The sequence below is a fragment of the Taurinivorans muris genome (assembly GCF_025232395.1).
Classification (GTDB): Bacteria; Desulfobacterota; Desulfovibrionia; order Desulfovibrionales; family Desulfovibrionaceae; genus Taurinivorans; species Taurinivorans muris.
In genome coordinates this window covers 1,664,887-1,685,703 of record NZ_CP065938.1, presented here as the reverse complement: position 1 = coordinate 1,685,703, position 20,817 = coordinate 1,664,887, and the positions used below count along the sequence as shown (strand labels likewise).

At 47.7% G+C, this 20,817-nt stretch carries 21 protein-coding genes and 1 pseudogene; 13 read left to right on the top strand and 9 right to left on the bottom strand.

The window, feature by feature from the left end; genetic code table 11:
- Nucleotides 1–89 precede the first annotated feature (89 nt).
- Nucleotides 90–509: an HIT family protein gene (locus JBF11_RS07920; protein ID WP_334314941.1), complete on the bottom strand. Its 420-nt coding sequence runs from the start codon at nucleotides 507–509 to the stop codon at nucleotides 90–92.
- 83 nt (nucleotides 510–592) lie between these two features.
- Here JBF11_RS07920 and JBF11_RS07915 point away from each other — a divergent pair, with 83 nt between their 5' ends.
- From JBF11_RS07915 to JBF11_RS07895, 5 genes and pseudogenes are all read left to right on the top strand, one after another.
- Nucleotides 593–1,708, top strand: coding sequence for a radical SAM protein (locus JBF11_RS07915; RefSeq protein WP_334314940.1), 1,116 nt, complete (start codon nucleotides 593–595; stop codon nucleotides 1,706–1,708).
- A 220-nt stretch (nucleotides 1,709–1,928) separates the two neighbouring features.
- On the top strand, nucleotides 1,929–3,248 hold the full coding sequence (gene dsrA / locus JBF11_RS07910; RefSeq protein ID WP_334314939.1) for a dissimilatory-type sulfite reductase subunit alpha: 1,320 nt from the start codon (nucleotides 1,929–1,931) through the stop codon (nucleotides 3,246–3,248).
- Between the two features lie 18 nt (nucleotides 3,249–3,266).
- A pseudogene (gene dsrB / locus JBF11_RS07905) lies at nucleotides 3,267–4,412 on the top strand (dissimilatory-type sulfite reductase subunit beta); the annotation flags it as partial.
- Between the two features lie 90 nt (nucleotides 4,413–4,502).
- Nucleotides 4,503–4,703: a dissimilatory sulfite reductase D family protein gene (locus JBF11_RS07900; RefSeq protein WP_334316332.1), complete on the top strand. Its 201-nt coding sequence runs from the start codon at nucleotides 4,503–4,505 to the stop codon at nucleotides 4,701–4,703.
- Nucleotides 4,704–5,010: 307 nt separating this feature from the next.
- Nucleotides 5,011–5,427 carry a putative quinol monooxygenase gene (locus JBF11_RS07895; RefSeq protein WP_334314938.1) on the top strand — a complete coding sequence of 139 codons (417 nt, stop codon included), beginning with the start codon at nucleotides 5,011–5,013 and terminating at the stop codon, nucleotides 5,425–5,427.
- Nucleotides 5,428–6,007: 580 nt separating this feature from the next.
- Here the strand turns inward: JBF11_RS07895 and cimA are convergent.
- The 8 genes from cimA to JBF11_RS07855 form a co-directional block, all read right to left on the bottom strand.
- On the bottom strand, nucleotides 6,008–7,675 hold the full coding sequence (gene cimA / locus JBF11_RS07890; RefSeq protein ID WP_334314937.1) for a citramalate synthase: 1,668 nt from the start codon (nucleotides 7,673–7,675) through the stop codon (nucleotides 6,008–6,010).
- Nucleotides 7,672–8,904 (bottom strand): aspartate kinase, encoded by a 1,233-nt coding sequence (locus JBF11_RS07885; RefSeq protein WP_334314936.1) that lies wholly within the window; start codon nucleotides 8,902–8,904, stop codon nucleotides 7,672–7,674. The genes cimA and JBF11_RS07885 overlap by 4 nt, the downstream gene beginning before the upstream one ends.
- An 86-nt stretch (nucleotides 8,905–8,990) precedes the next feature.
- Nucleotides 8,991–9,563 (bottom strand): tRNA (adenosine(37)-N6)-threonylcarbamoyltransferase complex ATPase subunit type 1 TsaE, encoded by a 573-nt coding sequence (gene tsaE, locus JBF11_RS07880; protein ID WP_334314935.1) that lies wholly within the window; start codon nucleotides 9,561–9,563, stop codon nucleotides 8,991–8,993.
- 2 nt (nucleotides 9,564–9,565) lie between these two features.
- Nucleotides 9,566–10,051 carry a GNAT family N-acetyltransferase gene (locus JBF11_RS07875; protein ID WP_334314934.1) on the bottom strand — a complete coding sequence of 162 codons (486 nt, stop codon included), beginning with the start codon at nucleotides 10,049–10,051 and terminating at the stop codon, nucleotides 9,566–9,568.
- Between the two features lie 47 nt (nucleotides 10,052–10,098).
- Nucleotides 10,099–10,836: an FAD-dependent thymidylate synthase gene (gene thyX / locus JBF11_RS07870; protein ID WP_334314933.1), complete on the bottom strand. Its 738-nt coding sequence runs from the start codon at nucleotides 10,834–10,836 to the stop codon at nucleotides 10,099–10,101.
- A 41-nt stretch (nucleotides 10,837–10,877) separates the two neighbouring features.
- The gene (ruvB, locus tag JBF11_RS07865) at nucleotides 10,878–11,822 is read right to left on the bottom strand and encodes a Holliday junction branch migration DNA helicase RuvB (RefSeq protein WP_334316331.1); all 945 of its coding nucleotides are present in this window, start codon (nucleotides 11,820–11,822) and stop codon (nucleotides 10,878–10,880) included.
- Between the two features lie 204 nt (nucleotides 11,823–12,026).
- Nucleotides 12,027–12,623, bottom strand: a complete 597-nt coding sequence (gene ruvA / locus JBF11_RS07860; protein WP_334316330.1) for a Holliday junction branch migration protein RuvA — start codon at nucleotides 12,621–12,623, stop codon at nucleotides 12,027–12,029.
- A gap of 44 nt (nucleotides 12,624–12,667) precedes the next feature.
- Nucleotides 12,668–13,399 carry a lysophospholipid acyltransferase family protein gene (locus JBF11_RS07855; protein ID WP_334314932.1) on the bottom strand — a complete coding sequence of 244 codons (732 nt, stop codon included), beginning with the start codon at nucleotides 13,397–13,399 and terminating at the stop codon, nucleotides 12,668–12,670.
- 55 nt (nucleotides 13,400–13,454) lie between these two features.
- Here JBF11_RS07855 and JBF11_RS07850 point away from each other — a divergent pair, with 55 nt between their 5' ends.
- From JBF11_RS07850 to JBF11_RS07815, 8 genes are read left to right on the top strand one after another with little or no spacing between them, the layout of a single operon-like run.
- Complete coding sequence (locus JBF11_RS07850) at nucleotides 13,455–14,288, top strand: pseudouridine synthase (RefSeq protein WP_334314931.1); 834 nt, start codon at nucleotides 13,455–13,457, stop codon at nucleotides 14,286–14,288.
- 43 nt (nucleotides 14,289–14,331) lie between these two features.
- Nucleotides 14,332–15,867, top strand: a complete 1,536-nt coding sequence (locus JBF11_RS07845) for a leucyl aminopeptidase (RefSeq protein ID WP_334314930.1) — start codon at nucleotides 14,332–14,334, stop codon at nucleotides 15,865–15,867.
- Nucleotides 15,868–15,869: 2 nt separating this feature from the next.
- Entirely contained in the window at nucleotides 15,870–16,712 is an 843-nt protein-coding gene (locus tag JBF11_RS07840) for a tRNA lysidine(34) synthetase (RefSeq protein WP_334314929.1), read from the top strand.
- A 20-nt stretch (nucleotides 16,713–16,732) separates the two neighbouring features.
- A complete protein-coding gene (dut, locus tag JBF11_RS07835) occupies nucleotides 16,733–17,194 on the top strand; it encodes a dUTP diphosphatase (RefSeq protein ID WP_334314928.1) in 462 nt (153 codons plus the stop codon).
- Between the two features lie 39 nt (nucleotides 17,195–17,233).
- Complete coding sequence (locus tag JBF11_RS07830) at nucleotides 17,234–17,869, top strand: HD domain-containing protein (protein WP_334314927.1); 636 nt, start codon at nucleotides 17,234–17,236, stop codon at nucleotides 17,867–17,869.
- A gap of 51 nt (nucleotides 17,870–17,920) precedes the next feature.
- A complete protein-coding gene (locus JBF11_RS07825; protein WP_334314926.1) occupies nucleotides 17,921–18,841 on the top strand; it encodes a D-alanine--D-alanine ligase family protein in 921 nt (306 codons plus the stop codon).
- The gene (locus JBF11_RS07820; protein WP_334314925.1) at nucleotides 18,828–19,319 is read left to right on the top strand and encodes a hypothetical protein; all 492 of its coding nucleotides are present in this window, start codon (nucleotides 18,828–18,830) and stop codon (nucleotides 19,317–19,319) included. Before JBF11_RS07825 ends, JBF11_RS07820 begins: the two co-directional genes overlap by 14 nt.
- Before the next feature lie 11 nt (nucleotides 19,320–19,330).
- On the top strand, nucleotides 19,331–20,812 hold the full coding sequence (locus JBF11_RS07815; protein WP_334314924.1) for an MBOAT family O-acyltransferase: 1,482 nt from the start codon (nucleotides 19,331–19,333) through the stop codon (nucleotides 20,810–20,812).
- The last annotated feature ends 5 nt before the right edge of the window (nucleotides 20,813–20,817 follow it).

The following is a 20,817-nucleotide window of genomic DNA, read 5'->3' as shown; positions in this document are numbered from 1 at the left end:
CTCCGAATTGCTTTTCTTTAATACGCATAACAATCTTATTTTGCAAGTTAAATTTTACAACTTTCCAAAAAAATCATGACCGGTTCGGGTTAGTTAATCTCCGCTTGAATTTTTTGCGCCATTTCAAGCATTTTTTCCATATTTTCATAAGCCTTGGAAGTCCAAAGCACCATGCCGTCCCCCGTTTTTCTCGGAACGATATGGAAATGGGTGTGAAAAACCGTTTGTCCTGCCGCCTCATTATTGTTCTGTATAACATGGAACCCTTCCGCGCCCGTCGCTTTCATCACCGCAGGAGCGATTTTTTGAACAGCGGCGAAAACGGCACAGATTTCCTTCATATCGATATCCAAAATATTTTTATAATGATTTTTGGGAACAACGAGGCAATGCCCGTAAAAACTGGGAGCTATGTCTAAAAAAGCGTACACATGTTCATCTTCATAAACCTTGGAACTTGGAATTTCTCCCCGAACAATGCGGCAAAACAAACAATCTTTTTCTTGCATATTTCCTCCATACGGCATAGGCTTAAAAAATTCCATACCACAAAACAACATATTAATACAGTTCTTTTTTAAGAAATTTTAAAATGGATTTTTACAGAAAAAGCTTTGATGCAAAACTGAACAGAGGAAAAATTTTTCCTGTTTTCATCCCTTTCGCAGGCTGTCCTTTCCAGTGCATTTTTTGTTCCCAGGAAACCCAAACGGGCAAAGGGGAGCAAAGCGTCTTCACGGCTATAAAAAAGGCTGAAAAAGATTTTCCGATTTTTTTGGAACAGGTAAAAGCTTCCCGAAAGGACGAAACGCAGGAAAACGTGATTGACATCGCCTTTTACGGCGGAACATTCACAGCCGTTCCGGAACAAGACTTCGCCTTGTGTTTGGATTTTTTCAGGTCCTGCAAAAAACTTGCGCAAAACCATGCCGTCACGGTTTCGGGACGCTGTTCGACCCGCCCCGACGCTCTCGCCCCCGAACGTTTGGAACAATTGAAAAATGCGGGTATAGACCTTATCGAGCTTGGCATACAAAGCTTTGACGATACCGTCCTTTTAAAAAGCAAACGGGGCTATTGCGCAAAGCAAGCCGCTTTCGCCTGCCGGCAGGTTCTTGGCCTCGGTTTCAAACTCGGTATCCAGCTCATGGCGGGCTTGCCGGCACAAGACCAAAACATCTTTTTAAATGACGTGCGAAAAGCCTTGGACCTGACCCCCCGCTGCCTGCGCTATTATCCCTGCCTTGTCCCAGGCGGCACGGGCTTGGCAGCGCTTTTCCAAAGAAAAGAATATGTTCCGTGGACCAATGAAATGTGCATTGAAACTCTCGGCACGGCTCTTCATGAAGCATGGCTCGCGAAAATTCCCGTTATCCGTTTAACCGTCGCCCCGGAGCAGGCGTTTGACGAAAATCTTCTCGCAGGTCCGCGCCACCCCGCCCTCGGCAGCGATATTCTGAGCTTTGCGTTATATATCTTAATTAAAAAAGCCGTTTCCGATTTGAAAACTTCCTGGCTACAAAATTCAAAATCTCCCTTGCCCGCTTCCGCCCATGCGATTCATAAAATCCTCATTCCGGCACGGTATCAAGGCTGTTTTTTCGGCACAAAAAACCGGCACAAAAACATATACGCCGAACTTCTTCCTTTGGAAAAATTTGTTTTTGACGACACGCTGCAAAGGGAAATTGAAATTATTCGCCAATAATTCCCTAACGCCCTAAAATTCAAACTTTTAATGCATCTTAAAAAAATTTTTAACAAATTAATTTAAAATGGTTGAAATTAAACTATTAATACTGTATGGTATTCGTACGTTAAGGTATTGTAGAAACACATTTTCTTTTCTGCAAATGTTTTTATCGTAAAAACAAAATTAAATCGGAAACTTATCCGATAGATTCATTAACCCATCTGGAGGTATGGCAATGGCGAAACATGCAACCCCTCTGTTAGATCAACTTGAATCAGGTCCATGGCCAAGTTTCGTATCTGACATTAAACAGGCTGCTGCTGAACGTGCTAAGAATCCAAAAGGTCTTGACTATCAAATTCCAGTTGATGCACCTGAAGATCTCCTTGGCATTCTTGAACTGTCCTATAACGACGGTGAAACTCACTGGAAACACGGCGGTATCGTTGGCGTTTTCGGTTACGGCGGCGGCGTTATCGGCCGTTACTGCGACCAACCTGAACAATTCCCAGGCGTAGCGCACTTCCACACAATCCGTGTTAACCAACCTGCCGGTAAATATTATCACTCCGATTTCTTGAGACACCTCTGTGATATTTGGGATTTGCGTGGCTCCGGTCTTACCAACCTGCACGGTGCAACCGGCGATATCGTTCTTTTAGGTACCCAAACCCCACAATTGGAAGAAATTTTCTACGAACTCACCCACGACGAAAAATATCCTACCGACCTTGGCGGTTCCGGTTCCAACCTTCGTACCCCTGAATCCTGCTTGGGACAATCCCGTTGCGAATATGCCTGCTACAACTCACAATTAGCTTGCTACCAATTGACAATGGATTACCAAGACGAATTGCACCGTCCTGCATTCCCTTACAAATTCAAATTCAAATTCGACGCCTGCCCTAACGGCTGCGTAGCTTCCATCGCCCGTTCCGACTTCTCTGTCATCGGTACATGGAAAGACGACATCAAAATCGACCAGGAAGCAGTGAAAGCGTATGTCGGCGGCGAATTTAAACCAAACGCAGGCGCTCACGCCGGACGCGATTGGGGCAAATTCGATATTCAAGCCGAAGTTGTGGACCGCTGCCCAAGCCAATGCATGAAATGGGACGGCTCCAAACTTTCCATCGACACCAAAGAATGCGTACGTTGCATGCACTGTATCAACACAATGCCACGCGCTCTCCACATCGGTGACGAACGCGGCGCATCCATCTTGCTCGGCGCAAAAGCTCCTATTCTTGACGGTGCTCAAATGGGCTCCCTGCTTGTTCCGTTTATCCCTGCCGACGAACCATTTGATGAAATCAAAGGCGTAATCGAAAAGATTTGGGACTGGTGGATGGAAGAAGGTAAAAACCGTGAACGCGTAGGTGAAACCATTAAACGTCTTTCATTCCAAAAACTTCTCGAAGTTACCGAAATCCCCGCAGTTGCACAGCATGTTGTCGCTCCTCGTTCCAACCCGTACATCTTCTTCAAAGAAGAAGAAGTTCCCGGCGGCTGGAACCGTGACATCGTTGCATACCGCAAAAGACACCAACGTTAATTTAGGAGGAGAGCAAATATGGCTTTCATTTCTTCCGGATATAATCCAGCAAACCCAATGGAAGGTCGTAATTCAGATATTGGACCACGTCCATATGATAACTTCTTTCCTCCGGTTATTAAAAATAACTTTGGCAAATGGCTTTATCACGAAATTCTCGAACCGGGCGTATTGATGCACGTTGCGGAAAGCGGCGACAAAGTTTACACCGTCCGCTGCGGCGCAGCACGTACCGTTTCCACCGTTTACATTCGTGAATGCTGCGAAATCGCAGACAAATACTGTGGCGGACACCTTCGTTTCACCACACGTAACAACGTTGAATTCATGGTTACTGACGAAGAAACCTTAAAAGCTCTCAAAGCTGACCTTTCTTCCCGTAAATATGATAAAGGTTCCTACAAATTCCCTATCGGCGGTACCGGTGCGGGTGTTACCAACATCGTTCACACCCAAGGCTGGGTTCACTGCCATACTCCGGCAACTGACGCTTCAGGTCCTGTTAAAGCTGTTATGGACGAAGTTTTCTCCGACTTCCAAAACATGCGTTTGCCTGCACCTGTCCGTATTTCTCTTGCCTGCTGCCTCAACATGTGCGGCGCTGTTCACTGCTCCGATATCGGTATCGTAGGTATCCACCGCAAACCTCCTATGATCGACCATGAATGGGTTGACCAACTTTGCGAAATTCCTCTCGCTGTTGCAGCTTGCCCTGTTGCCGCTGTCCGTCCTTCAAAAGAAGACTTCAACGGACAAAAAGTCAACTCCATCGCTATCAAGAGCGAACGTTGCATGTACTGCGGCAACTGCTACACCATGTGCCCTGCTCTTCCGATTTCTGACGGTCAAGGCGGCGATGGTGTCGTTATCATGGTTGGCGGCAAGGTATCCAACCGTATCAGCATGCCTAAGTTCTCAAAGGTTGTGGTTCACTACATTCCTAACGAAACTCCACGCTGGCCTACACTTACCAAAACAATCAAGCATATCATCGACGTTTATGCACAGCATGCCCGCAAATACGAACGCCTCGGCGAATGGGCAGAACGTATCGGCTGGGAAAAATTCTTCGAACTTTGCGACTTGGAATTTACCCATCACCTCATCGACGATTTCCGTGACCCGGCTTACTACACATGGCGTCAAAGCACTCAGTTCAAATTTACCGATGCTGCTCTCCACGCTTATGAAGGCGCTGCCGCTCACGCTGCTGCCGCTCACGCTGCCGTTACCGAAGACGATAAGAAGAAAGTTATCGACTTCCTCGAAAGCAAAAGCGGCTCAAAAACCAAATTCTACTTCAACAACTTCCTTGAACTTTTCGAAGGTGCAAGCCCGCGTAAAGTCAAAGACGTTCTTTCAGCTCTTATCGCTGATGAAAAGCTCATGTACTGGTCTTCAGGTTCTACCACCATGTACGGCTTGAAAGGCTCAGGTAAGAAAGAAGAAGACTAATAGTCTTTTGAAGTGAAAATATGAAAAGGGAACGCAAGTTCCCTTTTTTTATGCCCATTATATCAAATAAGGCATTTCTCCGTTTGATTGGCAGTTTGCTTGTTCCATATTAACGCATTGAACGTCATTTACTTTGAGCATAATCTTTTCAGTGGAATGGTTAAAAATAAAAATGTCAGTTGGTTCTTACCCATATTTTTGAGATAAAATCAGGCAACTTTTTTCCACTATCATATCTATAACTGTAACGACCGGCCGATTATACTACACCTAGCGTTTTTTATAGGAGAAACATAATATGAGTAACATGATAAAAGTGCTCATTATGCTGATAACAATGATACCTATGGGAAAAACTGCAATTTGGGCAAAAGAACCAATACAAGACAATAACAACGGAATGATTGTCAGAATATCAGAAATTGAAGTATATCAGGAATATTTAGATGAATATTTAAACCATGCGGCAGAAGTCGCCCAAATTTCCGTTGAAAAGGAAAAAGACGTCATTTCAATTTACCCCATGCAGCTGATTAAACATGATACGCAAATAAGAATATTAGAAATTTACAGAAATCAAAAAGCATACGAAAATCATATTGCGTCACCCCATTTCAAAAAATATAAAGAAGAAACCTTACATATGGTCAAACATCTTGATTTAATTGACACATATCAACTTTGCCCCACAAATTTCAATAAAATATTTAAAAAATCAGATTGACATGCCGTTACTTGCAAACCGAAATGCGGCAGTAAGAAGTAAGGAAATGTCTCAATTCCCGTATATATTGGAGCAGTTCCGCATGATATTCATAATGCTGTGTAATCTTAAAAGTATTCAGAAAATCATGATAAAAAATTTTGTAACGGGTGCAGAGGGGGGAGTTTCTCTCTTTAGCTGTTAGCGAACTTGTGAGCTTTGCGGCAGCCGTCATCGGGTTTACGGGCGTTACGGACAGCGACAGCAGCGATAAAAGTTTTTCCCCTGCATGAAAAATTCCCCATGTTAAACGGAAATGCTCTAAAATTACAACCGCAAGATTTGAGCCGATTTTTAACGCCGGCAGAGGTGATTTTTAAAAACTGTTTTTTTATCGCATAAAAAAACAGTTAAGTTATTGTTATAAATTTATATGAATATACTGCGGAAATACTCCGGCTTGCTTTATTCTCTTCTCTTTTACTCAGTTGTATTACTTTACGCTTTATAAAATGAGCAAAAAAACAGGAAAAAAGCCGCACTGCGTAAACCGGCACGGCTTTATCCCGAATAACATCTCTGTTTTCTTTATTTTTAAAAACTATTCATTATCCGTGTTGTTATGGCTTTGCCATTCATCGCGATACAGTTTATAGGTCACGCTGTCGGCAAGAGCCTGCCAGCTGGCTTCGATAATATCGTAAGAAACCCCCACGGTCACCCATGCGCCCCGCATATCGGCGCTTTCGATCAGCACCCTGACGACACTTGCCGTGCCCCCGTTTCGGGCGGGGATTTTTTCATTTTCAGGGCTGAACAAATCATGGTTCCGACTTGTTTCTTCCTGTCCGATAGTAAGCACACGCACTTTGAAGTCACGTAAACTCAATTCCGAAATTTTGGGATAAAAAGAGGATAAGGCCTTGCGCAAAGCGATATCCATGGCATTGACCGGTCCCTGCCCCGTGGCTGCGGTATGTTCCACAACGCCCTCGACCTCGACGGCGACCGTCGCTTCCGCCAACGGCTGCCCCGCTTCGTCTTTTGTTTCAAAAACCCGCAAACTTTTCAAGGTGAAGAAATTACGCACCCCGCGCCGCGCAAGTTTACGCAAAAGCAAAAGTTCCATGCTCGCTTCCGCCGCGGCATAATCATAACCAAGGCTCGCCTTTGTCTTAAGCTCATGGAAAAGCCCTTTGACAACAGGCTCGTCCTTATCCAAATGAAAACCGAAACGCCGCGCAAGACTTACGATATTGCTTCGTCCCGCAAGTTCGGTAATAAGCACGCGCTGACTGTTGCCGACTTCTTCAGGCTTGATATGCTCATAAAGGCTCGCGTCACGATTGATCGCGCTGACATGGACACCGCCCTTATGGGCGAAAGCGGATTTGCCCACAAAAGCCTGCCGCGCAAACGGTTTCATATTCATTACTTCATACACATACGCGGAAGTCGCGGTAATCTGCCTGAGCATATCGCCGGGCAGACATTTTTTACCCAGTTTCACTTCGATAATGGGAATGATGGAACAAAGATTGGCATTGCCGCACCGCTCGCCGACGCCGTTCATCGTGCCCTGAATGTGCGTAGCTCCCGCCTCCAGGGCGGCGAGAGAATTGGCGACGGCAAGTTCGCAGTCGTTATGGGCGTGAATGCCGAACGCCGCTTCGGGCAATTCTTTTTTGCAGATCCGCACGATTTGCGAAACTTCGGAGGGCAGTGTGCCGCCGTTGGAATCGCACAAGACAAGCGTGTCCGCCCCCGCCTTGTGAGCGTTTTTCAAAACTTCCAAGGCATAATCCTTATTTGCTTTAAATCCGTCAAAAAAGTGTTCGGCGTCAAAAAAGACTTTTTCGGCATGCCGGGTCAAAAAAGCAATGGAATTATGGATAAGCTCAAGGTTTTGCGCTGGGCTGACCCGCAAGGCGTCAAGAGCGTGTTTCTCGCTTGATTTGCCGAAAATGGTCATAATCGGCATTCTTGAAGCGACAAGGGCTTTCATTGTCGGATCGTCCTCAGCCCTGAAACTTGCATGGTGTGTGCTGCCAAATGCGGAAATCTTCGCATTTTTCAATGAATATTGTTTAATTTCCGCAAAAAAGTCATTGTCGACGGGATTGGCCCCCGGCCATCCCCCCTCAATGCACTGGATACCGAAATTATCAAGCCGCAGGGCGATTTTAATCTTATCGGGCATGCTAAGCTGCACATCTTCGCTTTGCGCGCCGTCCCTAAGGCTCGTATCGTAAATATAGAAATCCATCATTCGCCGTCAAGTCCGAAAGTTGTATGCAGGGTTCGCACCGCTTTTTCCAGTTCATTCGCATGGATGAGGCAGGAAATCTTAATTTCGGAGGTGCTGATCATCAAAATATTGATATTCGCCTTATGAAGGGCGGAAAAAGCGATTGCAGCAACCCCGCTGTGGTTGCGCATACCGACGCCGATAACGGAAACCTTGGCGACTTGGTCATCGTATTCAATGCCTTGGGCGCCGATTTCTTCGGCAACTTTTTCCGTATAGACCAAAGCGCGTTTCAAATCCTTATGGGATACCGTGTATGTCATGTCGGTAATGCCTTCGCGGCTCGCTTTTTGAACAATCATATCCACAAGAATCTCATGGTCCGCAAGAGGTGCGAACAAGGCGGCAGAAACACCCGGCTGGTCCGGTACGCCCAAAATAGTTATACGTACTTGGTCTTTGTCAAAAGCCACCCCGGAAACCATAACTGATTCCATCATAGATTCATCCTCCTGCGTTACAAGCGTCCCTTCATCATTGGTAAAAGTTGAACGTACCCAAACCGGCACCTTATATTTTTTCGCAAATTCCACAGAACGGATTTGCAGAACCTTCGCCCCCATGGAAGCCATTTCCAGCATTTCGTCATAGGAAATTTTAGGAATTTTCGTCGCTTTCGGCACCATGCGCGGGTCGGTGGTGTAAACACCGTCCACATCGGTATAAATGTGGCAATCGACGGTTCCGATTTCAGCGCTGAGGGCTGCCGCAATGGCGACGGCGGAAGTGTCGGAGCCGCCCCGTCCCAAGGTTGTGATTCTGTTTTCCATGCTATACCCCTGGAAACCTGCCATGACGACAACGTCGAACCGTTCCAGTTCGGAAAGGAAATGTCCGGCTTCTATGGAAATGATACGCGCGGAGCCATAAGAATTATCCGTCAAAACAGGCACTTGATAGCCTACCATGGAACGCGCCTTCACGCCCGCATCATTCAAAAGCATACTGAAAAGGGCGATGGACTCCTGTTCCCCCGTCGCGAGCAGCGCATCATATTCCGCCGGATTCGGTTCATCGGACCATTGATATGCCATTTCCACAAGCTTATTGGTTTGTCCCGCACGGGCAGAGAGAACGACAACAACTTTATACCCCTGTGCCACTGCGTCCAAAACCTTTGCGCGCACTTTTTTCATGCACTCAAGGTCAGCCACAGATGAACCGCCAAATTTTTGAACCAATACTTTCATGCTTTTTCCTATTCCGCACAAGTCACCTTATGCGATAAAATAATAAAATCAACACATTACAAAACAGTTTCGGATGATTTCCCCGTTCAGGAAATAAAAAAACAATTTTGTAATTTTTTTGTCAGGAGCTGAAGAAACTCTGACGCAATATCCCCATGGGCTACAATATTAACATGCCTTTTTAATTCGCACACATTCACAAAATTGTCTATATTTTGAGAGGCATTTTTTTGCGCCGGGTTTAAATTTTCTTTTGCAAAAAGAATTTCCAAGCGGTTTCCGGCTTTTGCTCCGGGGTGCAGACGTTCCGCCCATTCCAGCAGCAGCACGGCATTTTTGCCGATATTTTGCAGTTCTTCCGGCAAATCGGCGCAGTCGGGCAGACGATATAAATCGGCGTGATAAATTTCCGGATTTGTGGGATATTCATGGCAAAGCGTAAAGCTCGGGCTTGCGACTTCGGCATTTTCGGCATTGGGAAGCGAACCGACAAAAGCGCGGGTGAAAGCGGTTTTGCCGACTCCCATTTCACCAAGCAGATAAACGGTCTGCAATAATCTGCCTTTTTCTTTCAAATCAAGCAGGGTTTTTGCCGCCATTTGCGCGAATTTTTCCGTATCTTCAAGGTTTGCCAAGGTTAGTGAACAAGAATTTCGCATGGTTATTCATCTCTTGTTTGGGCAAACGCCGTAAGTTTTTGACCGGTCAAACGGTACGCCGACCAACCTTGCATAGATACAGCCCCTAAGGACAAATAAAACGCTATGCTCGGTTCATTCCAATCAAGGCAAGCCCATTCCACCCTGCCCAGCCCCTCGGCTTCGGCTTTTCGGGCGATATGCCGCAAAAGCGCTTTGCCGTGGCCCTTATGCCGGAATTCCGGTCTGATGAACAAATCTTCAACATAGATGCCCGCTTTGCCTAAGAACGTGGAAAAATTATAAAAATACAAAACATACCCGATTGCTTCATTTTCAAGCATGGGAAAAATCACTTCCGCTTTCTTTTTGGCAAAAAGCCATTCGGATAAAATTTCTTCCGTCGCCGTCACTTCACGCTCAAGGTGTTCATACCTGGCAAGTTCTTTGATGAGCGAAAGAAGCAAGCCCATATCTTCGGGCTGTGCGCGCCTGAATGTTAATGACATTGTTTTCCTCTATGAATTATGATACGAAAAGGACTTTCGTCCTTTTGTCATGCTTTGTCCGAATGCCGGACGGGATAACGCCCGCAGCAAAATTTCTCGCCTTCCGGGCAATAGCCGAGCCGTTCGCATTTCGCCCCCGCGCTCTTGAAAATTTCCGGCAAAACCTTGCGGCACTCCAAAAGCATTTTATTGGCGCAATCCCTGATTTCCCATTGCGCCCTCGTGCAGCAGCGGTGTTCGAAAAAATTGAGCAGGGAACGGCAGTTCATTGTCACGACGATATTGCTTGCGGCGGCCTGCGGCAAAACCATGCGGGCGTCTTCCTTTGCCAAGCTTCCCCTGCCGTCCTCTTCAAGCATGGTTTTTATGTCATGGTACGCCTTGCCGACTTCCTCCATAAAATCCTCGTAACGGGCTAATATTTCAGGGTTTCTTTTTATGCTCGGAGGCAAAATGTACTCCATGCCGCCGGCGTCCACATAACGCTGGCTTTGCTGTGAATACGAAGCTATGCGGTGACGCACGAGCTGGTGCGTCAAAGCGCGCGAAACCCCTGAAAGGGCGAACGTGAACGTCACATGCTCAATGGGGCTTTCGTGCCCGGACGTAATGATATTGCGCACGAATTCCGCTTGCTTTTCCGTGCTGATTTCCCCGTTTTGCAGGCGTTCCCACATATCGCCCACATAGCCTTGATGATAACATTGCCGAAAAGAGGCATAAATGACGGAAAGGGGGTCGGGAGTATGGGCGAGTATTTTCACTTGTAAATGAGCTTGCGGCATAATGGTTCCTTTTATCGTATGTACATGATGTATTAAAAAAATTATCCCAAATGTCCCATATGCTTGTAAGCACGCGCCGTCACCACCCTGCCTTGGGGGGTTCGTTTGATCAGCCCGCATTGGATGAGATAAGGCTCGTAAATTTCCTCAATGGTCCGCATTTCTTCGGAACAGGCGACGGCAAGGGTTTTCAGACCAACGGGTCCGCCGTCATAATGTTCGATAAGAATGGACAAAATTTTTCTGTCCATTTCATCAAGCCCCATTTCATCCACATCAAGACGGGAAAGGGCGTGTCTGGTCTGCTCTTCGTCAATGGAGCCCTCTCCGAAAACGCTGGCGAAATCACGCACGCGCCGAAGCAGTCTGTTGGCGATACGCGGAGTGCCCCGCGAACGTTTGCCGATTTCCATGGCGGCGTCCCCATTGATTTTCACCCCTAGAATTTTTCCCGCACGCAGAACGACTTCCGACAACTCCTGAGGCGTGTAAAACTCCAAACGGCTGATAATGCCGAAACGGTCACGAAGCGGTGCGGACAGAAGTCCGAGCCGCGTGGTCGCCCCCACCAGAGTAAAAGGCTCGACATCAATCTTAATGGTTTTGGCGGCGGGTCCCTGCCCTATCACAAGATCGAGCTTGAAATCCTCCATGGCGGGATAAAGCACTTCTTCAACCTGCATGGGCATACGGTGTATTTCATCGATAAAAAAAACATCATTGGCTTGCAAATTGGACAAAATGGAGGCTAAATCCCCTCCGCGCATAAGAGCGGGACCGGAAGTGGAAACAATGTTGACACCGAGTTCCGAAGCGATGATATGGGCGAGCGTGGTTTTTCCGAGTCCGGGATTGCCATAAAAAAGCAAGTGGTCCATAGCCCGTCCGCGTTTTTTGGCGGCGTCCAAATAAACCTGCAGATTTTTCCGCAATTCGCTTTGTCCGACAAATTCAGCCAAGCGTCTGGGGCGCACGGATTCGTCCATTTTTTCAAGACTTTCCTGCAAAGAAAAAAATCCGTTGTTTTCCCCGTCCGTTTTTCCGGCATATCCGGTTTCTTCTTCAAAACCGCCGTCATCGTAAAAATCTTCGTCCCGCTCTTCGTCAAAATGCCCGAACGCGGAAGAAAAAGATTTTTGTTTTCCAAACTTTCCGTTCATATTTCAATCATATCCATTTGTTTAAACACATCATTTCTTTTTAGCCATGGTTTTGAGAGCCGCCCTCAAAGCTTCGCCCACGGCAAGGTCGGGTTCTTTCTGCAAAACTTCCGCCAGCACTTCGCCGGCACTTTGCGCATCATAACCAAGATTGAGAAGCCCTGTCAAAGCGTCGCTGTAAACACCGGAGTTTGCGGCAGGACGCATTACGGCGCTTAATTGGGTATCGGCTTTGAATTTATATTTCAATTCCAGAAAAATCTTCTGTCCTGTCTGCTTGCCGATACCTGAAACCCTGGTAAGGGCGTTGACATCGTCCTGCGCCACGATCCGCCGCAAATCGTCAGGTCTGTACACGGATAAAATCGCAAGAGCCGTTCTCGCGCCGACCCTGTTTATGGTCGTAAGCATTTTAAAGGTTTCGCGCTCTTCAAAGGTGGCGAAGCCAAAAAGCTCCTGGGCGTCCTCACGCACCACGAAAGCCGTATACAGGGCGAGCTCTTCGCCCGCGGCGGGCAGCGCCATGCCCTGCGGAATGAAAACTTCATAGCCTATGCCGTAACGGGTTGCGATAATTATGCTTTGCGCTGTCTTTTGTAAAAATTTCCCCTCAAGATAGGCTATCATCATATCCTCATTGTTTTGTATTTGTTTATGATTACCGTTCCGTCTCACGGTTTTTGCGGCAAAAGTCCCGTCAGCTCTTCTTCAAGACGTTTCCGGCATACAGCCAAATATTCTTCCGTCAATTCTTCCGTCACAAAAAAACCTTCCCCGAAAAAAACCTCCACTTTGCTGAAAGGCAAAGGAATTTGAAACTTATCCCAACTGGGGAACGCATAGGAATTTTCCATATTAAGACGCACGGGCATTATTTTCGCGCTCGCTTTTTGGGCGAGCAAAAAAGCGCCGTCTTTCGCCTTGTGGCGCGGACCCATCGGACCGTCAACAGTGATACAGGCATGAACAGTGCCGTCTTTCATAAGTTTTGCGGCATGCAAAAGAGCTTTCAGCCCTCCGCGTCTGCTGGAACCCGCCGCCGTGCGCAAACCCAGTTTCCGCATGAATTTTTCTAAAATCGCACCGTCTTTGCTGCTGCTCACAATGCAGACGATATCCAAATCCTTCCGCAAATAGATAAGCGGAAACAGTTCGTCATGCCAAAGACAAAGAACGACCGGCGTCCCCTTGACATCTTCGCCTTGTTTCCGTCTTGCCGCCACATCGTCCTGCTCGGCGATTTTTACGCGTGTTTTTTCGTCATACCGCAAAGACTTGCAAAACACCTTGTAAAAACGCACGAGCAAATCAACGCAAAAATCAGAAGTTCTGAACAAGTCGCGGATTTTCCGGCGCAAATTTCCCGCTTTATTTTTAATGATTTGTTTTGATTTTTCTATCATGGTCCCAATTTGTCGGAATACGGATTTTTCAACTGCAAAAAAGCTAGACGATTGAATGTATAAAGTATATTATGCCCCTACGCAAAACGCAACAAAAAAGAATGGAAAAATGGAAGATAAAAAAGTACGCCTCAACAAAGCCCTTGCCGATGCCGGAATTTGTTCGCGCAGAAAAGCCGATGAGCTTATTTTCGCAGGTCTTGTCACCGTGAACGGGCAAAAAGCGGACACGCCGGCTTTGCGTATCGACACGAAAAACGATATTGTCCTTTGCCAAGGGAGAAAAGTTTTTTTCTCAGCACGGAAAAAAACGTGCGTCCTTATGCTGCATAAGCCCGTGAGCGTCGTCAGCACGGTCAAAGACCCGGAAGGACGCAAAACCGTACTCGATTTTCTTCCTCCCGCCTATAAGACAAGACGCATATACCCCGTGGGACGGCTGGACTTTTTTTCCGAAGGGCTCTTGCTTTTGACCGACGACGGAGAACTTGCCAACAGGCTTATGCACCCGCGCTGGCACATGCCCCGCGTTTATCACGTGAAGGTGAGACTTCCCGATAAAGGATATGATTTGCAAAAAACCGTGAACCTTATGGAAAAAGGCATGAAACTGGCAGAGGGGGAAGAGCTCGCCCCTGTGCGGGTCCGTCTTCTCAAAACGCCGAAAAGCGAACAGGAAAAACGTGAACTCTGGCTTGAATTTACTTTGTCCCAAGGTATAAACAGACAAATCCGGCGCATGTGCCGCGATACGGATTTAACGATACTGACCCTGAAACGCGTGCAGCAAGGTCCGCTCCTTTTGGGAGATTTGCCAAAAGGCGAAGTCCGCGGACTGACAGCCGGGGAACTGCGGGATTTACGGCGGCTTGTCGGTTTAACAGAATAAAAAAACATATCGGAACATATGAAAAAATAAGGAGAATACCCATATGCAGAAAACAGATGACGCAAACCTCGATATAGAATTTCAAATCCAAGGTCAATGGAAAACAGATTTGGCTCTTGCGTTCGCCTTTGAAGGCGAGGGTGTCGACGATGCCTGCCATTTTACCCAAAATGCCGCCCCATGGCTGAGCATAGCCCCCCAGTGGCGTGATTTTAAAGGAAAAAAAGACGAACGCATTGTTTTGTACGGTCCTCCCGCCATGGAAATTTCCCGCTGTATGGTGCTCGGACTTGGGGAAACAAAGGATTTAACCTTGGAAGACATGCGCTTTTCCTTTGCAAAAGCCGTAACCGCCTGTCAGGATTTAGGCTTGGAACACATCGGCATCGATATTGTTTCCATGGCGCGGATCGGAGCGAAACTTGGCGTAACCCGTGACGATATGGCAAAAGAACTCGCCCTTGCAGCCAAGCTCGCCTTGTATTCCTACACCGCTTTCAAGAAAAAAACGGAAAAGCCGACGCTCCGCAAGCTTTTCTTCCTGCTGGACGACGATTTTTGTGACGACAGCCTGAAAAAGGCGGTACGCTATGCGGAAGCCGAAGCCCTTGGCATTTACCTCGCCCGCGACCTTGCCAACGCTCCCGCCAATGCCGCAACACCGGATTATTTCGCCCAAAAAGCGGAAGAAACCGCCCTTTATCATAATTTTCAATGCACCGTGCTCAAAAAAGAAGAAATAGAAAACGAAAACATGCGCGCATTCTTGGCTGTGGCGAAAGGCTCCGCCCAGGAACCGCGTTTCGTGATTTTGGAATACCGCCCCCATACCGCGGATAAGGAAATGAACCCCCTTGTCCTTGTGGGCAAGGGCATAACCTTTGACTCCGGAGGCATTTGCCTGAAACCGAGCGCCGGCATGGAAGAGATGAAAGGGGACATGAGCGGAGCCGCCGCCGTGCTCGGAGCCTTTGAAACCCTCGGCAGGCTCGGCATGAGCGGAATTTTCCCGAAACGTCCCGTTATCGGCGTCATGCCTTTGTGCGAGAATATGCCAAGCGGAACCGCCGTAAAACCCGGTGACATCGTTTTTGCCAAAACAGGAAAAAGCATTGAAATTATCAATACCGATGCCGAGGGCAGACTGATTTTGGCAGACGCCCTTGCGTATGCGGAAGAAAAATACCAACCTCACATGATTGTTGACATCGCAACCCTTACAGGTGCCTGCGCCGTTGCTCTCGGCGAGGGTGCCGCAGGCGTTTTCAGCCCTGACGACAACCTTGCCCGAAACGTTGCGGAGCGCGGCAGCGCTCTTTTTGAACGCTCTTGGCAGCTCCCCGTTTGGAAGCATTTGATGAAAGAGCTGAAAAGCAATGTTGCCGATATAAAAAATGCCGGTTCCCGTTACGGCGGCTCTTTGACGGCAGCCCTTTTCCTCAAAGAATTCGTAGGGGAAGAGCAGGCTTGGGTGCATATCGACATGGCAGCCGCAGACAATGCCGACAACACCCTCAATCCGAAAGGCGCAACCGGTTTTGGCGTCCGCACCCTTGTTGATTTGAGTTTCATGGAATAGGCATGGGAAAAAAGCTTCATTATTCGCAAGAGCAGTGCGTACGCTCCGCCGGCAAGCTCATGCAGAACACGGGCATGCTCAAACCCTACGCCCGCGTGGGAATTGCCGTTTCCGGAGGAGTGGATTCCTTTGTTCTGCTCAAAGTCATGCAGCTGCGCAGGCAAATCACCCCTTTTCCCTTTGAAATCATGGCGATACACATCAATGCGGGCTTCGATCCCCTTTGCCATGCCCCGCTCGCCGCATGGCTTGAAAAGGAAAACATTCCTTACCATGCGGAAGTCACAGAGCATGGGCTCCTTGCCCATTCCGAAGAAAACCGCACGAAATCGCCCTGCTACTACTGCGCTTTTTTACGGCGGAAACGTTTGTTTGAACTTTGCAGGGAACACAATCTGAGCCATTTGGCTTTCGGACATAATGCCGACGACCTTGTGTCCACGTTTTTGCTTAATCTCGTGCAGACGGGACGCATTGACGGAATGAGCATGTGCGAACCGTTTTTCGGGGGCTTGCTCACAGTGATCCGCCCTCTCGCCATGGTGGAGAAACAGCATATCATAAAAGCCGCCAAGCTTTGGGAACTGCCGATTTTTTCCAATCCCTGCCCCTCCGCCAACACGACAAAACGCACGGACCTATTGGTTAAGCTTGACGAATTCTGCAAAGAAAGCCAAAACGGCAGACGCAATGTTTACCAAGGCATAATCCGCTGGCAGCTGCAAAAACATCTTTTAAAACCGGAAGAACAGCTTGATTTGAGCTCCTTTATCGCGGAACGCCAAGCAAAAAGCAAACGCCAAAAAGAAGAGCGGGCTTTGCGGGAAACAGAGGAAAACGAATAAGAAGCAAACGGAGAAAACAAATGGCGCTTGCAAAAATCCAATATTTGCGCGACAGCAAAACAGTATACGGTGAAAAAGGCGCTTGCCCCGCAACAAGCCGGTCCTGCGGCATGGACCTGCGGGCGGCTTTCCCGGAAAAAAGCATAGAAATTCCGGCAGGCGGACGTCATCCTGTTCCCACGGGCATAGCCCTTGAGATTTGTCAGGAAAATACCGCCGCTTTTCTTTATTCCCGCAGCGGATTGGGGGCGAAAACAGGACTTGCCGTCGCTCAGGGCGTCGGCGTTATCGACCCTGATTACCGCGGAGAAATAATCGCTTACATGCTGAATACTTCCCAAAATTCCGTAACCGTCGAGCAAGGGGACAGGATAGCCCAGCTTGTCTTCCAGCCCTATTTTCCCATAAGCCTTGAAGAGGCGGAGGAGCTTTCTCCCACGGAACGGGGCTGCGGGGGCTACGGACATACGGGAAAAAAATAAATTTTCAGGATACGGACAAACACGATAAGGAGCGGAATAATGCTGCCCATGCAATTGAAACCGAATATTGCATTTCCTTACAAAGAAGAATGGAACGTGCCGACCATAAGGGAATGTTACCGTATTTGGGAAAAATACCAAATGATGCACCACATCAGGGAACATTGCCTTACCGTTGCGCAAGTCGCTTTGACGCTTGCGAAACGTTTCGGCACTGCGGGATACCCTTTGCGCGAGGATATGGTGCTCGCCTCCGCGCTTCTTCACGACATAGCCAAAAGTTACACCATTTATTTCGGCGGCGACCATGCCCTTTTGGGAGCCGCGTGGGTTATGCAGGAAACGCAGAACCCCGCCATCGCCCAAGCTGTCCTCGCCCATGTCATCTGGTTTTTCGACGAAGGCGGACAAGCCATTGAAAACAATCCCTGCACGCTTCCGAATTTGATTTCCTATGCGGACAAACGGGTCCGGCATGATAAGGTCGTCAGCCTTTCCGACCGCTTTCAGGACCTTTTAAAACGCTACGGCACAAGTGAGGAAAAAATTCGCCTGATCAACATGAATTATGCGCAAAGCCAAAAAATCGAAGACGCGCTGATCCGCTCCGGAGTGGATATAGAATTGGAACAAAGCCGCTTGGTGCGGGTACAAAATACGAAACGCAAAAAATAAATGAAACAGGACAATACGGCGGCACGGAACGCTGAACATAAGGAGAAGAAAATGGATGTATTGCTTATCGCAGGCGGTTGGTCACCGGAACGTGAAATTTCCCTGCTCGGGGCGAAAGGCATTGAAAAAGTCTTATCGGAACGCGGGCACACCGTAACGTTTTTCAACCTTTCAGACGGATTTGAAGCCCTTATCCCCCTTGCGGAAAAAGCGGAAGTCGCCTTTATCAATCTACACGGTTCTCCCGGAGAAGACGGACTCGTGCAAGCGCTTCTATCCCGCCTGAATTGCCCGTATCAAGGTTCAAATGCCGAAGGCTCTTTTCTGGCTTTGCACAAATACGCCGCCAAAAGTTTATTCCAAGCCCACGGGCTGAACACGGTAAAAGGCATGTTTTTACCTGCCATGCCTGAAAATTTGGAAGAAATCGAAGCGAAACTCTCCTATCCCATGTTCGTAAAATCCAACAACGGCGGTTCAAGCATACATTTATACCGCGTCACCGACAGGCAGGAGCTGAAAAACGCCCTTGAAACCATGTTCGGCATCGGTTTGGAAATTTTAATCGAAGAACTTGCCGAAGGAAAGGAAGTGACCTGCGGCGTGCTTGACGGCAAAGCGCTGCCTCCCGTTCTGATTGAATCAAAAGCGGAATTTTTCGACTACACCAATAAGTATTCCGCAGACGGCGCGGCGGAAATCTGCCCGGCTCCCATCGGAGCGGAAGCGACCCGGAAGATACAGGAAATGGCGCTCAAAGCCCATAACGCATTGGGGCTTTCCGATTACAGCCGTTCCGATTTCATTCTGACAAAAGAAGGTATTCCTTACATTTTGGAAGTGAACACGCTTCCCGGAATGACTTCCGCCAGCCTTGTTCCGAAAGAAGCGAAAGAAATCGGGCTCAGCTTCGGCGAACTTATTGAAAAACTGCTCAAACTTGCCAAAAAGAAGAAAAATGGATACCGATAAGGAAACTTCCGCGGAAAATCATGCTGAACCGCAAGACAACGCGGAATGTTTCGCATTAAAATCCGTGCCGAAAAGCATTATGGCGGGGCGTTTCGCCTATCTCAGCCTCGGAGTTGCGATGGCGGTGCGGGCAAGTCTTATTCCTTTCGCCATGGAACGCCTGCAAGTCAACGAAGCGGAGCTCGGACTCCTGCTCCTTTGCCTCGGCTTCGGGGCAACGGTTTCCATGCCCGTCGCCGGTGCGCTCACAAATAAATTCGGCTGCCGCACCTATTATATCGCTTGCTTTTTCTTTGCTGGCAGGTCTCGCCATTATGGGTTTTATCGCCCATACTCTCGGCTTACCGTTCGTTTTTATCGCCATGAGCATTTTTCTTTGTTTCGTGGCGGTTATTTTGCGCTGTTTGCCCATAAGGGAATAACGCCTCATTTTGCTTGCCTTTCCATGCAAAGTACCCTACAAAAGAAAAAAATTTAACAAGGCAGACCATGAATTTTGTAACGTTCCAATTTGCGATTTTCTTCTTATTCGTACTGATACTGCTCAGTTTGCGTATCAATACCCTCAAAACCCATAAAACGCTTCTGTTGGGTATCAATATCGCTTTTTATTCTTTTGCCGGCGTGCAATTTCTGCCCTTGCTCCTCATTGTCGCGTTCATCAATTATTATTCCGCTGTCCTGACCAATTCCCACCCTCTCAAAAAACACGCCTTCCGCCGCGGCGTCATCGGTATTGCCGTTCTTCTGCAAATACTGATTTTAGGCTTTTTCAAATATTATGAATTTTTAATTTTAAGCGCGGAACAGCTGATCAATTCCGCGGGATTGCAGATAAGCCTGATTTTTCTTTTGCCCGACATGGACATATTGCTGCCCGTGGGGCTGAGCTTTTATATTTTCCAGGGCATGTCCTATGCCATTGACAGATACAGGGATACCGCCCTGAAACCCATGACTTTTCTTGATGTGCTTCTTTTTGTTTCCTTTTTTCCCGTTGTCCTTTCAGGTCCCATTATGCGGAGCAGCCAGTTTTTTCCGCAGCTTATGGAAGACAGTCCGGCAGGGAGTGACGAGGAATACGAACAACTCGAAAAAAAACTTATCAATCGGGATATTGCCGAGGGATTCAGTTACATTTTAAGCGGTCTGTTCAAAAAAGTTGTGCTGGCGAGCTATTTGTCCGAACACATCGTGCGCGATGTTTTTCAAAGCCCGGAATTTTACAGCTCCGAAACCGTGCTTGTCGCCATGTATGCCTATGCGATGCAGATTTTCTGCGATTTTTCGGGCTATACGGATATAGCCATCGGTATCGGACGGCTCATCGGCTTTAAAATTCCGCAAAACTTCAATGCTCCCTATCTTGCCACAAGCCTTAAAGAATTTTGGCACCGGTGGCATATCAGTCTTTCAGCATGGCTGCGCGATTATGTGTATTTCAGCCTCGGAGGAAACAGAAAAGGCAATAAATACATAAACCTGTTTATTACCATGACTCTTGGGGGGCTTTGGCACGGTTCGCATCTGCGCTTCCTCATCTGGGGAATGGCGCATGGATTGGGACTTGTTTTCAATCATGCATGGACAAGGTACAATCCTTGCAAGGCAATGCTTAAAAATGGCTTTTTTGCAAAAACATATGCCTTTTTCTCATGGTTTCTCACTTTTCACGCCGTTTGCGTTTTATGGCTTTTTTTCCGTGCCGGCAATACGCAGACGGCGTTTGCCATGATAACGAAAATCCTCGCTTTCACCGAAGAGGGCGACGGCTACCCTCTGCTTGTTCCCATAGCGGTTTTATTGACAATGCTTATGCAGGTCATCGGCAAACATTGTTTCAGCGGCTTCGCCTTTATACTTGAAAAGCTGTGCTTTCCTTTCAAGGCAGCGCTTATCGCCTTGATTTGCGCGATCATTTTAAAATTAGGTCCTGACGGCGTTTTACCCTTTATTTATTTTCAATTTTAGAGCGG